This is a genomic window from Rubripirellula tenax (assembly GCF_007860125.1).
GTDB classification, from domain to species: Bacteria; Planctomycetota; Planctomycetia; order Pirellulales; family Pirellulaceae; genus Rubripirellula; species Rubripirellula tenax.
Window position 1 is genome coordinate 329,434 of sequence record NZ_SJPW01000005.1, and the last position, 13,054, is coordinate 342,487.

The 13,054-nt window shown below is 57.4% G+C and carries 10 protein-coding genes; 7 read left to right on the forward strand and 3 right to left on the reverse strand.

The window, feature by feature from the left end; translation table 11 throughout:
* The first annotated feature begins 14 nt into the window (after positions 1–14).
* Both Poly51_RS19605 and Poly51_RS19610 read left to right on the forward strand, forming a co-directional pair.
* Entirely contained in the window at positions 15–932 is a 918-nt protein-coding gene (locus tag Poly51_RS19605; RefSeq protein WP_186775683.1) for a cation diffusion facilitator family transporter, read from the forward strand.
* 29 nt (positions 933–961) lie between these two features.
* The gene (locus Poly51_RS19610) at positions 962–1,417 is read left to right on the forward strand and encodes a hypothetical protein (protein WP_146459480.1); all 456 of its coding nucleotides are present in this window, start codon (positions 962–964) and stop codon (positions 1,415–1,417) included.
* Positions 1,418–2,043: 626 nt separating this feature from the next.
* Here the strand turns inward: Poly51_RS19610 and Poly51_RS19615 are convergent.
* On the reverse strand, positions 2,044–3,879 hold the full coding sequence (locus Poly51_RS19615) for a TIGR03960 family B12-binding radical SAM protein (protein WP_146459481.1): 1,836 nt from the start codon (positions 3,877–3,879) through the stop codon (positions 2,044–2,046).
* Positions 3,880–4,086: 207 nt separating this feature from the next.
* Here Poly51_RS19615 and nirD point away from each other — a divergent pair, with 207 nt between their 5' ends.
* On the forward strand, positions 4,087–4,428 hold the full coding sequence (gene nirD / locus Poly51_RS19620) for a nitrite reductase small subunit NirD (RefSeq protein WP_146459482.1): 342 nt from the start codon (positions 4,087–4,089) through the stop codon (positions 4,426–4,428).
* 51 nt (positions 4,429–4,479) lie between these two features.
* Here nirD and trpB read toward each other — a convergent pair whose 3' ends face one another.
* The gene (gene trpB / locus Poly51_RS19625; RefSeq protein ID WP_146459483.1) at positions 4,480–5,703 is read right to left on the reverse strand and encodes a tryptophan synthase subunit beta; all 1,224 of its coding nucleotides are present in this window, start codon (positions 5,701–5,703) and stop codon (positions 4,480–4,482) included.
* Between the two features lie 106 nt (positions 5,704–5,809).
* Here trpB and Poly51_RS19630 point away from each other — a divergent pair, with 106 nt between their 5' ends.
* The 4 genes from Poly51_RS19630 to Poly51_RS19645 are packed head-to-tail and all read left to right on the forward strand — an operon-like array spanning position 5,810 to position 11,685.
* The gene (locus tag Poly51_RS19630; RefSeq protein WP_246114622.1) at positions 5,810–6,676 is read left to right on the forward strand and encodes a DUF429 domain-containing protein; all 867 of its coding nucleotides are present in this window, start codon (positions 5,810–5,812) and stop codon (positions 6,674–6,676) included.
* 37 nt (positions 6,677–6,713) lie between these two features.
* Positions 6,714–7,586, forward strand: coding sequence for a bifunctional DNA-formamidopyrimidine glycosylase/DNA-(apurinic or apyrimidinic site) lyase (mutM, locus tag Poly51_RS19635; RefSeq protein WP_146459485.1), 873 nt, complete (start codon positions 6,714–6,716; stop codon positions 7,584–7,586).
* A 46-nt stretch (positions 7,587–7,632) separates the two neighbouring features.
* Positions 7,633–8,679, forward strand: a complete 1,047-nt coding sequence (locus tag Poly51_RS19640) for a prenyltransferase/squalene oxidase repeat-containing protein (RefSeq protein WP_146459486.1) — start codon at positions 7,633–7,635, stop codon at positions 8,677–8,679.
* Positions 8,680–8,712: 33 nt separating this feature from the next.
* On the forward strand, positions 8,713–11,685 hold the full coding sequence (locus Poly51_RS19645; protein WP_146459487.1) for an FG-GAP-like repeat-containing protein: 2,973 nt from the start codon (positions 8,713–8,715) through the stop codon (positions 11,683–11,685).
* Between the two features lie 19 nt (positions 11,686–11,704).
* Here Poly51_RS19645 and Poly51_RS19650 read toward each other — a convergent pair whose 3' ends face one another.
* The gene (locus tag Poly51_RS19650) at positions 11,705–13,000 is read right to left on the reverse strand and encodes a PQQ-binding-like beta-propeller repeat protein (protein WP_146459488.1); all 1,296 of its coding nucleotides are present in this window, start codon (positions 12,998–13,000) and stop codon (positions 11,705–11,707) included.
* Positions 13,001–13,054: the final 54 nt, after the last annotated feature.

The window sequence follows — 13,054 nt, forward strand, 5'->3', positions numbered from 1 at the left end:
CGCGAGCCTACGCTTTGCCGACTACCTCTTCTCGCGACGAAGCATCTTTGGCCGTTCGCCAGCGTGTATACGTTGACGCCAGCCGGGCCGCCGTATGGGGACTCGGCGTCAACGTCGTTTTGGTCGTTATCAAATTGTTTGGCGGTATCGCGACCGGGTCAGCGGCGCTGATTGCCGACGCCGTCAACTCGATCGGTGACGTGGCCAGCGCGATCGCCGTTCGCGGCGCGCTAAGCGTGGCACAGATCGAGGCCGACGATGACCATCCGTACGGCCACACGAAAGCCGAATCGATCGCGGGACTCTGTGTCGCGTTATTGGTCGCGTTCAGCGCCGGGCTGTTCGCGCTCGAAACGATCAAGCGTTTCGGCGGCGACTTGAAGGTACCCGGCATGTTGGCGGGAATCGTTGCTGCGGTCTCGGCAGTGGTGAAAGAAGCCATCTATCGCTACACCAACCGCGTCTCCAAACGACTGGATTCGTCCGCGCTGCGCGCCGCGGCGTGGGATCACCGCAGCGATGCTTGGGCATCGGCGGCTGTTGGCGTATCGTTGCTGGCGGCTCCCTACACGGGAAGGTTAGCACCGTACGTTGATCCATTGGCCGCGGTGTGCGTGTGTCTCATGTTGGTCATCACGGGGATCCGGATCTTCGCGTCAACGGCCCGCGAATTGATGGACCAACAAGCCAACGACGAACTTGTCGATCGTGTCCGCGTCGTCAGCTCGAACGTCGACGGTGTTCGAGATGTCGAGAAACTTCGCGTCCGCAAGAGTGGCCTCGAGTACTTCATCGAAATCCACGTCGAAGTCGACAGCCACATCACGGTCGCGGAAGGCCACCGAATCGGCCACGCGGTCAAAGACCACTTGCTGATCGAAATGCCGCGTGTCCGCGATGTCCACGTGCATATCGAGCCGCACGATGGCTAGGGGATGGGCGAAAAAAAACCGGCCGTTCGATGACTCGAACAGCCGGCGGCAAAATTATCGTTGACCGATTCGGTCCAGACTACGAATCGCATCCAGGACAAACGCAACCTTCGCAGGTGCACACTTCGTCGTCACAGCAATCACAGCCCTCTTCGCAGACGCCACATGGGCAACCCGCGTCGGCTGCTTCGGTGGTCACCGATGCCAATTCGGTGGCGGATGACGCCGCCGACACAGGGCACGTTCCACCGCTGGCACAGCAGCTTGGCAAGGCCTCGGTCGTCATCACAAAGCGAGTCGCCGCATCGCAACCGCAAGCGTCGCACGCACAAGAATCGCACGTGCAATCCGCGTCAAGACAGCAACCACAACCGGCTTCGCATTGTCCGCAAGGACACGACGCCGTGGTCGATGCAAACGTCTTGGCAGCGTTGCCACTTGAAAGGGCAGAAGAAGCCGAAGCAATCACTGCGAGCGCAACGTAGGCGCCAATTATCATTCGATACATGAGTTTCTCTTTTTCGTTTGAAAATGGTTTTGTTTCATTAGCAGTCGGTTCAAACGATGACCGCTATTTCAACCATCTACACAAACGGGCGCATTGATGCTGCGCCAAAAGAAATGAATCCCAGACCGGAGGCAATGCGAAATCGCGACCTGACGGCACCGGGTAAGAAAATGCTTGCCAGTCGACGGCAGGTGAAAACGCGACCGAGGCATCCGATTGGGCGAGTGCCCACTTATGAGGCACATCGGCACAACAGCGAAACTGGCACTGACAATCGTCGCTTGGCGTGCCGACCGGTTCGGCATCCGATGGTGAACAATCGCTTGCCACATGATGCTGGCAACACGACGGACCCGGAGCGGGACAGGAAGCAATTTCGCTGACCTGGGCGGCCCGCTTACAGCAGTTCGCGGCGGCGATCACCGGCGAACAAACCAGCATCAGCGACGCTAGCAACGCCAGCCCAGATCCGCAGATTCGTTTCGAAGTGCTCCAGCATCCCATGTAGGAGATTTTATGCCCGCCGACCGCGTTCTCGTAATGTTACTTGCAAAAATCCCGAAATTGTGGCTGGCTGGCCAACTACACATTCACCGATGCGAGCTACTTTGCGTCGGCCATGGCAGCCAATTGAACGGTTGCCCTGCCCTGCTCTTTTTCCAAATACGGGCGGCCGAATTTGACGTTTACGTGGTCCCAGGGCAGCTTGTCCATCAACTCGTACGGCTGGTGGATGTGTTTTTCGACGTCGATGCCGGCGTCGTCAATCGAGTCCCACCAACGCTTCGGATCCAAGTACTCCGTCCAGCCGTCCATCCGGGCGCCACGCTGCCACGCGGTCAGTATGACCTTGCCCATCCGCCGATCGCCGCGGCTGATGACGGCTTCCAACAGACTGGTTTCGATGTCGTGGCACTTGATCGTGACGCTGCGGATCTTGCGATGCGCCCGCATCACCTGGTGCGCCCATTTGAAATACTCGCGCCGCTGCATGCCGTTCCATTGGTACGGCGTGTGTGCTTTGGGGACAAAGTTTGACACGCTGGCCGTGACCCGCGCGTAACGACCGTTGACTTCTTTGCCGACCGTCGCGATCGCTTCGGCCAATTCGACGATGCCTTCCAAGTCGACGCGCCGCTCGCCGGGCAAGCCGCACATGAAATACAGTTTGACGCTTTCAAAACCGTTGGCGAATGCGACGCGGCAACCTTCGATCAGATCGCTATTTTTGATCTTCTTGCGAATCTGTTCTCGCATATCATCACGGGCCACTTCGGGCGCAAGCGTCATGCTGCGGCGACGATCGCCGGACAACAATAGCGGCAAGGTCCGAAGCTGGTCGTTGACTCGCAGACTGGGCACGGTCACGTTGACGTTGTGAGGTTTGAAAACTTCGTGAAGCCGTATCACCAACGGTTCAAAGTGCGGATAGTCGCTACTGGAAAGCGACAACACGCTGACTTCGTTATAGCCCGTGTTCTTGTAACTCTCCCAAGCCGCATCGACGATCGTTTCGACCTCGCGAATCCGCAGGGGCCGCTTGATCACCGTGCTTTGGCAAAAACGACACAGATGTGGACAACCCCGCATGATCTCCACGGCGATCCGATCGTGGACGCATTCGATGTAGGGCACGATCGGTGACGTGGGCAGCGGCATACCGTCCAAGTCGCTGATCGTGCTGGGCGCAATCGTGGCGGGCACGTCGTCACGCGTCCGATCGAGTGATGCGATTCGATCATCGGCATACTGCGGAACATAGAACCGAGGCACGTAGGCACAATCCATCGCACGTGCGACTTCGGCAAGCGATTCTTCGCGTTGCCCACGACCTTCGTCACCACCGGCAAACGTGCCATCAACGCGGCGATAGCGTTCTTTCAAGTCGATCCATAAATCGCAAACCGTCGGCAGTGCCGGTTCGCCGTCACCGATGATCATGACGTCGAAATAGTCAGCCATCGGCTCCGGGTTCTGACAACATGGACCGCCAGCCAGCATCAACGGATCAGCCATCGTTCGATCCACCGACATCATCGGGATTCCACCCAAGTCGATCATCGTCAACACGTTTGGCGAACTGATCTCGTACTGCAGCGACAGTCCGATCACGTCAAAGTCGGACAGCGCCGTGAAGGTTTCTAGACTGTAAAGCGGAATGCCGTGCTGGCGTAGCTTTGCTTCCATGTCGGGCCATGGCGTAAAGACTCGCTCGGCGCACCAATCGTCGCGTCGGTTCATCATCGAATAGAGAACCTGCAACCCGTGGTGACTCATGCCGATCGTGTAGGCATCCGGAAAGCCCAAGCAGAGCCTGCCGCGAACGGCCGCGTGGTCTTTGACAACAATATTCCGCTCGCCACCAACGTATTGGGCGGGCGCTTGGACGTGGGGCCAAACGCGGGCTTCGAGCAATCGGCGTCGTTGTTGGTCAATCATTTTCGGAAAACCCTAAGTGGACCCGCCACGCTGTGGGGGATCGAAACTGCAAAGCAGTCTACAAAACAGAACGCACCCTGCGACGGCGTCGCACGGCCACACAGGGTGCTCCAATTTGGGCAACCGGATGTGAAAAACTGTCCGCTGGGCTAAAGTGTGTCGAATCAAACCCCATCTTGGCAAGGCAATTCGAAAAGGTGAACGACGGTGAGCGAATTTGAAGTGGTCGGGAAAGTCAGTGATTTCGAAGACAACGTCGGCCAAGCGGTTCCCGTCGATGGTCGAATGGTGGCCGTGTTCCGCAAAGGTAACGACTGGTACGCGATCGACGACTTGTGTCCTCACATGGGGGCGTCCTTGGCCGAAGGCTACGTCGACGAACACACGGTGACGTGCCCTTGGCACGCGTGGCGGTTCTGTATCAAGGATGGAACGTGGGAGGACAACCCGCGAGTCAAAGTGGAATCGTTCGAAGTCAAAATCGAAGGCGACGATGTTATGGTCCGTGAAATCGAAAAGCCAAAATCCGACGAAAGCGGCGAGGATTGATCCCAACGTCGCGATTGAAATTTGTCACTGCGAAAGACTGTAACGCGTTGACTACCAAGTCTCGCCACGCAGTCTCGCGATTTCCATCGCATCTTTGTCGCCGCGTCCCGACAAACAAACGACCAAGTGTTCTTTGGGCGACATATCGGCTGCGATCGAGATGGCCTTGGCCATTGCGTGCGAAGTTTCAAGCGCCGCGATGATTCCTTCGGTGCGAGCTAACTTGTCAAACGCCGACATGGCCGCGTCGTCACCGCACTCGATGTAATCGACGCGATGAGTGTCTTTCCAATAACTGTGTTCGGGACCGACACCAGGGTAATCCAGTCCGGCGCTCATCGAGTGGACGTCGCACGTCTGGCCGTCTTCGTCTTGCATCACGTAGCTGTAACTGCCATGCAGCACACCAGGGCTGCCGAAGGTCAATGGCGACGCATGGTCACCCGGATCATGACCGCGGCCCCCCGCTTCGACGCCGACCAAACGCACGCCTTCGTCTTCGACAAAAGGATAGAACATTCCGGCCGCGTTCGAACCGCCACCAACGCAAGCGACAACGCAGTCGGGCAGTCGGTCGAACGAATCCCGGCACTGCTCGCGAGTTTCGCGGCCGATGATCGATTGGAAGTCGCGAACCATCATCGGGAACGGGTGCGGACCGATCACGCTGCCAATGATGTAGTGTGTGTCTTCGACGGACGACATCCAATCTCGCATCGCTTCGTTAACCGCGTCTCGCAAGGTCTTAGACCCACTTTCAACGGGACAAATATTGGCCCCCATCAACTTCATACTGAACACGTTCGGTTTCTGACGCCGAATGTCTTCGCTGCCCATATAAACCGTGCAGGGCAATCCGAAGTGGGCGCATGCCGTTGCCGTGGCAACGCCGTGCTGGCCGGCGCCGGTTTCGGCGATCACGCGAGTCTTACCCATCCGCAGCGTCAACAGCGCCTGGCCGATCGTGTTGTTGATCTTGTGAGCGCCGGTGTGATTGAGATCCTCACGTTTGAGCCAAATTTGTGCCCCGCCGATCTCGTCGCTGATCCGTTTGGCGTGATATAGCGGGCTGGGGCGGCCGACAAAGGTCTTCAACAGCCCGTCGAGTTCGCGCTGGAACTCGGGGTCTTTTCTCGCCTTTTCGTACTCTTCGGTAAGTTGATCGAGTGCCCTTGTTAACGTTTCGGGCACAAATCGGCCGCCAAATTCACCGAAACGGCCGCGGACATCAGGTACGGAAGCCGTCGCGTGCTCGGGCGAAACGGAATTACTCATAGTGGGGTATTTCGGGGGGCAGTGGATTGGTCGACATCGGATCTACACTAGCTGAACCCCGATTCTCGCTCGCACATAACATCCGGTCAACGCGATGGTTTCCCCAATGGTCCCGCTTCCGCCGATTCACACCGTCATTGGCGTCGATTTCAGTGGCGCTGCAAAATCGGGAAAGACGGCATGGATCGCCGAAATGGCCGTCCAGGGGGACTCGAATCGGATGGAATTGACGGTGTTGAAGTCACTTGGGTCGTTGGCGGGCTGCGATGATCGGGCAGCAGTATGCGTCTCCCTCGCCGATCGTATCCTGGCCTGTGCAGGGTCGCTCGTCGGGATGGACTTTCCGTTCGGGCTGCCGATCGAGCTAGGTTTGGGTGCGTGGCCCGACCAGTTGCGGCATGTGCAACAGTTCGACGGAGACGCCAAGGACTACGGTCGTTCGCTTGTCGCTCGCGCTCAACAGCTTGGCGACACAATGCACATCCGACGGAAGACCGATCGCGAAACAAAAACTCCGTTTGACTGTTACCACTATCGAATCATCTACCAGACTTTTCACGGCATGCGCGACGTGCTGGCGTTGATCTGTGATGATCCCGCAACCTCGGTGTTGCCGTTCCAGTATCCAAAGCTGCGCGAATGCAAAAGAATCGTTGTGGAAGCCTGTCCCTCATCGACGCTGAAACGGTTGAGCTTGCCGCACCAGAAGTACAAACAATCGGGCGGAAAACCTCCCGACGACAATCACAAAACCGTCCGCCGGTCGATCTTAAAAGGTGTCAACGCCACAGGCAAAAACGCGAACGTGCTGATTTCGCCTCACCATCGGCGTATCATCATGCAAGACTCTGGCGGTGACGCATTGGACGCCGTGCTGTCGGCCATCGGCAGCTGGCAAGCCTTTCGATCCGCCGACCACGTCAACATCGCCAACCACCAACGCTATCCCGCCGAAGGCCGCGTCTACGCCTAGACCCCAAATTTCACCTGTCACCTGTCACCAACTCCCCTTGCCTGAACTTCCCGAAGTCGAAACGATGCGCCGCGGCGTGCTGCCGATCGTCGGCAGCCGCATTGAGTCGGTTGATTGTCCGCCGTGCCTGCGTCGACCGATTCAGATACGTCCTCGCATCGATGCAATCGATCGTCGCCTGCGCGGACACACCGTGTCCGGCATCGGCCGGCGCGGAAAGCGCGTCATGATCGAATTCGACGACGGGCAAGTGATGGTGATCGAACCGCGGATGACGGGACTGGTGCTTCTAGCCGATCCGCCCACGACCGATCACTTGCGACTTCGGATCGTATTATCGGGTGGCCCCTGCGAACAACTTTTGTTTTGGGATCGCCGTGGACTCGGCACCATTCGGCTGTTGCACGCGACGGAAGTCATATCGATCGTTGATGCCAAATTGGGCGTTGACGCGTTGCAAATCACGGCCGACCAACTGCGTCAGAAGCTGGGCACCAGCCGCCGCGCGATCAAAGTCGCGTTATTGGATCAAGCGGCTGTCGCGGGCATCGGCAATCTGTACGCGGCCGAGATTCTGTACTTGGCCGGCATCGACCCGCGAACTCGGTGTGACAAGCTAACCGGGCCCCAGTGGTCGCGAATCGTGCGAGCGACGGGCGAAGTTTTGGAGCTTGCGATAAGTCACGAAGGCAGCACTCTGAGCGACGGCACCTACCGAAACGCCCTCAATGACGCCGGTGGCTATCAAAACTATCACCGTGTCTATGATCGAGCCGAAAAACCGTGTCTCCGCTGCGGCGGCACGATTCGGCGGATTGTCCAGGCCCAGCGAAGCACGTTCTTTTGTCCCAATTGCCAACGAAAAAGCGGGCTGCACAAATCGGTTGTTGCCGATGGAACGTTAGAATGATGGGGCTGGCCAACGCCCATCCCACCCAGCGACCAGGAATTCCTTCATGAATGATTCGATCAACCGACGCGACTGGCTCCGTACCGCCACGTTGCTTACCGTTGCCGGCGCCACCGCGTCGTCGGCAACCGCCGCCGATTCCGATCGACGTGGACGCTGGGACAATTCGATCGCCAAGGGCCTCGATTGGCTCGCGCGGACGCAATCCTCGCGAGGCCAATGGAACACCCAGGTCTATCCGACCGCAATGGCGGCGTTGGCCGGTACCGCGATGATCGCCAGCGGCAGCACCACGACTCAGGGCCCCTACGCAAAAGAACTCGCTCGAGCGTCGGACTACCTGATCAGCAAGTCGCGTGACAACGGATTGATCGGTGATCCGCAAACCGATTCGCGGTACACATACGGCCACGGTTTTTCGATGCTTTTCTTGTCGCAAATTTTAGGCGAGGAAGGATTGATCGACCGGCGGGAAGAGCTCGTCGAAGTGCTGACGAAAGCCGTCGAGTTCAGTGGAAATGCCCAAACAGCCGCCGGTGGCTGGGGCTATGTATCCGCCCGCGAAGGCAACGACTTCGACGAAGGATCCACCACGATCACTCAAGTGCAAGGCTTGCGAGGCTGTCGCAACGCCGGCATTCCCGTCAGCGGCAAGATCATCGAGTCGGCGAAAGAGTACATCTACGGATGCAAAAACCCGGACGGCGGAATCAGCTATAGCAGTCGCCAAAAAGGCAGCAGCCGCCCGGCCATCACCGCCGCCGCCCTGGCCGCACTCTACAACGCAGGCGATTACGACAGCCAGCATGTCCCCGAAATGTTGGTCTATACTAAAGATCAACTGCACGACATCAGCGACGGCACACGCGCGTTCGGTCACTGGCACTACACCTATCTTTACTACAGCCAAGTCGTCTATCGCCAAGGCGACGAATTGTGGCAACCGTTTCGTGATCGCTTGTACGACCGCATCGTCAGCGAGCAGCGACCCGACGGTTTCTGGGAAGGCCAAATCCACCCGGTCTACGTCACCGCGTGCAATCTGATCATGATGCAGCTCGACCGCAGCTATCTGCCGATCTACCAACGTTAGTATGACGGATACTCAAGAAAAGAGCTTCGCGTGATGCGTCGATTCAAATCGGTTTCGGCATTCATCGTTGTGATGGTGTTCGCACAGGGTTGCCAACGCGAAATCGCTTCGACGAGTTCACCGAAACCGACGCCGCCGGCATCGATGGTGGAAAGCGATCGCGTTGCTCCCGACACGATCGCCGATACGGCGAGGTACAACGATATCACTAAGGCTCGGACGACTGCCCGGGCACGCATGATCGCGTCACCCAACGATGCATCGGCAAGGTTGGCGGCCGCCGAAGTGGAACTTGCTGATGGACAGTTCCCACAAGTAATCGAATTGGCTCGCGGCGTGCCAAAGGGCAATTCGTCTTTCAATCTTGCTCAAGAGTTGATCTCCGACGCCGCAATCGCCTTGAACGATGACATCGCCTTCGATGCCGACGTGGCTTGGGCCGCGATGGAACATCTGTTGACCATGGAACCGAATCGGCACGATGTCCGTCATCGATTGGTACGCCTGCTCAACCGCCGCGGTTATCGGCATCGCGCCTGCCAGCATGTCCATGCTTTATGCCGCCTCGGATTGGCGACGGAAGACGAACTACGAAGTTTGATCCATCGTCGCGATTCGTATCCACCATCGCGCAACTACGATGTTGAACAAGCATCCGACATGAGTCCGGCATCGCAACGGCTTGCCCTTGCACGCTACCAGCACACGCACCGAAGAGACCACGAAGCCTACCAAACACTTGAGCCTGAGCAACGCGGTGGCTGGACACACCCAGAACACGCGGCCCTATTCGGTGCCGTGCTGGCTGAATCACAACAGCTCGAAGACATCCCGGCTTGGTTGAATTCGTGCCCAAAGAATGCAGATAGATACAGCGAGTACTGGTCGGCCGTCGGTGCGTTTCTGATTGAGCAACGCCAACCCCGAATGGCCGCTGGCGCATTGTTCCAAGCCATTGAAATCGACCCCACGAGCGACGTTGACTATAAACGCCTAGCCGTATGCGGCTTGTCTCTAGGCGATTCCGAGGCTGGAAAAATTGATTCACGAGCGTCGATAGAGCGGGCGTTGTTAATCGACCGAACTCGCGAACTGGCTTTGGCCACGACCAGCCAGGCGGAAATCACGGAATTTCAAAATGAGTTGACCGTGCAGTGGCTAAAACTCGGATTGCCGCTTGAGTATCTGCAATGGTCACAAATCCATTCGGCTGACAAACCCGATTTAATCGTCCGAATAGCCCGCGAACGAAACAAGCTGCTTTCACAGTCTGACTTTGCTACCCGATCCGCCGATGAAGCGACGTTGGGCATGAACCGTAATCCGTTCCCGCCACCGACACGGGAACAAGTACTAGCCTTCGCCACCACGACACCCAAAACGAAAGTCATTTCGAATGCGAATGACGCCGCGCAGGTTCGCTTTATCGACGTCGCGGTCCAGACGGGACTGACGTTTGAATACTACAACGCACCAACAAAAGTTGAGAAGTACTTTCGACTGCACGAAACGCTTGGTGGAGGAATCGCTGTCATCGATTTCGACCTCGATGGAAAACCCGACGTCTATCTCGGTCAAGGTTCAGGCGAACCACCGCATACGCTCGGAAAACTATCCGATCGCTTGTTCCGAAACGGTGGCCGAAAATTCACCGATGTCACATCCGATGCAAAAGCGGTCGATTTCGGTTACACCACGGGACTGGCCGTCGGCGACTTGAACCAAGACGGTTGGCCCGACTTAGTGGTCGGCGCGTTGGGCAGTAATCGTATTCTGATCAACCAAGGCGACGGATCGTTCATCGACGGATCGGATTGGATCAGCGATGCGACACCGATGTACACGTCATCGATCGCGATTGCCGACGTAACGGGCGATCGGCTTCCAGATGTCGTCGAAGCCAACTACGTCGACGACCCGGCAGTCTTCCAGCGACGCGCCCCGCCCAATGACGGCATACCTTTCAATGTTTCGCCGACGATTTACCAAAACGCGATTGACCGATTCTTTATCAGCACGGGTCGCAATCGATTTACGATAGAGTCGCTTGACCAAGACACCGAAACCGGTGGCAGTTCACTGGGCGTGGTGGTCACCGACATCGATTCAAAACCGGGCAACGAAGTACTGATCGCCAATGACTCGTGGCCCAACCACTACTGGGTTTGGCCAGACACCGGCTCAACACCCCAACAGAAGGCCGTTATCAGCGGCATCGCACTGGACAATTCTGGTACTGCAACAGCCGGTATGGGAATCGCTTCGGGAGACTTTGATCACGATGGCGAACTCGACTTCCACATGACCAACTTCTCGCGTCAGTCGTCTAGCTTGTATATTCAGAATTCAACCGGATCGTTCACTGATATTGCTGCGAGGTTAGGGCTGACCGCCGCGACGTTCCCGATGCTCGGATTCGGCACGCAAGCAATCGACGCGGACCAAGACGGCACGTTGGACCTGTTTATCTTGAACGGGCACATCGATGACTACTCCGTGATCGACCAACCCTTTCGGATGCGTCCCCAATTCTTTCGCGGCGTAAGCAACGGCTTCGAACTGCAAGCAACCGACGATGACGACTCAGGCTATGGGCAAGTCGAAACGCTCGGCCGGGTTTTAGCAAAACTGGACTGGAATGGTGACGGAAAAACCGACTTGATCGCCAACCATTTGGACGCGCCGATTGCTTTGCTCGAAAACCAAACGTCTTCAACGGCTCATTGGGTTAGCTTTCGATTGGTCGGCACCGAATCAGAACGCGATGCCATCGGTGGTCGCGTCACCGTCAGCGCTGGATCCACTTCATCGCATCAGTGGCAGACTGCTGGCGACGGATACCTTTGCAGCAACGAACGCGTGCTCGATTTTGGCCTTGAGAAAGACGCGGCGATCGACGAAGTCATCGTCCGCTGGCCGACGGGGACGCTGCAAACCTTCACAGACATCGCCGTCGATCGACGATACGTTCTAGTCGAAGGCCAGTCTTCATTCGTGCTTGACTAGGCCGTCCCGGCGACCAGGACTACTTTCGACTGATGTCGTAGGCGAACATCAAGTCTTGATCGCGGATGATCAACATGCCGTCAGCGATGATCGGGTGTGCCCAGATCGCGCCTTTGTCTCGCGGCAGATCCGTTTGCCGAGGCAACTCGAGTCGCCCACTCGATTCCCAGCCTGTACGACTGGGTTTTACCAAGTAAACACTCCCGTCTTTGTCGTTGTAGCAATAGAGGCGTCCGTCGGCGAAGGCGATGGATCCGCTTCGGTTCGGTCGAATCTTTTCTTCCCAAAGTGTCTCGCCCGATGCCATGTCCTGCGCCATCCACGTGCCACCGTTGGCTTTCGTGAATCCATAAATCACGCCGTCGACCAACACGACGCCACCGTGATGGTTTTGCATGGTCTTGTCGGCCAAGTGATAGATCGATTCGGTTGCTATTTTTCCGCCGCCATTGCCGCTCAACTTGATCAACGTATTCCCCGACCCATAGTCGCTGGTGTGATAGAGTTCATCACCTTGAAGGATCGGCGTTGGAATCACGGCGACGTTGTTACCAGTCGATGCGTCAGAGAACACCTTTCCGCCCGATGTGGTGTCGAAGGCAAACAGCCCCGGCTTGCTGGCTGTTACGTAAAACGTCGTTTCTGCGACAGTGGCTTTTATGGGAGACACATATTGAGCAGGGGCGTTAACGCCCTGGCTGGTCCAAACCTTTTCGCCGCTGCTGCAGTTCAGTCCGACCATGAAATTGCTTTCTCCCGGGGTCACGACGACCCGGTCACCATCGACCAACAACGACTCGCTATAGCCCCACGTGGGAACTTTGCCGCCATAGGATTCCACAACGTCGACTTTCCATGTCACATCGCCGCTGTCCCGATCGATGGCCGCGGCAACACCAACATCCGAGAGCACGTAGATGTGGTTCCCGACGACCGTCGGTGTACTGCGCGGTCCGCCGCCCCAACCTTGGTTATAGTCGTCACCATTGCTTGCTCTCGAAAACGTTGTCCTCCAGACTTCGCCGCCGTCCGCTGCGTTCAAACAAACTGCGAAACACCCGGCTTCGTCCGAACCCAGCGTGTAGATCCGCTGGTCGACGACGGCGGCAGTCGAATACCCTCGACCAAGGCCACTTGCCTGCCAAATTTGTGCCGGCCCACCGTCGGGCCACGATTCGAGCAAGGGCTGGGCTGCCGCATGTCCGTCGCGCTGGGGACCTCTCCACTGTGGCCAATCCCTGTCACCCGCGGTGCCGATGGACGGCGAGATCAGCGAGCAAAAGCAGGCGACGAACAAGCAGTTTCGCAGTTTCATAGCGATTTGAAATATCAGGCAAGGTGGGAAGGTGGGAAGCCAGAGTATAGCAAG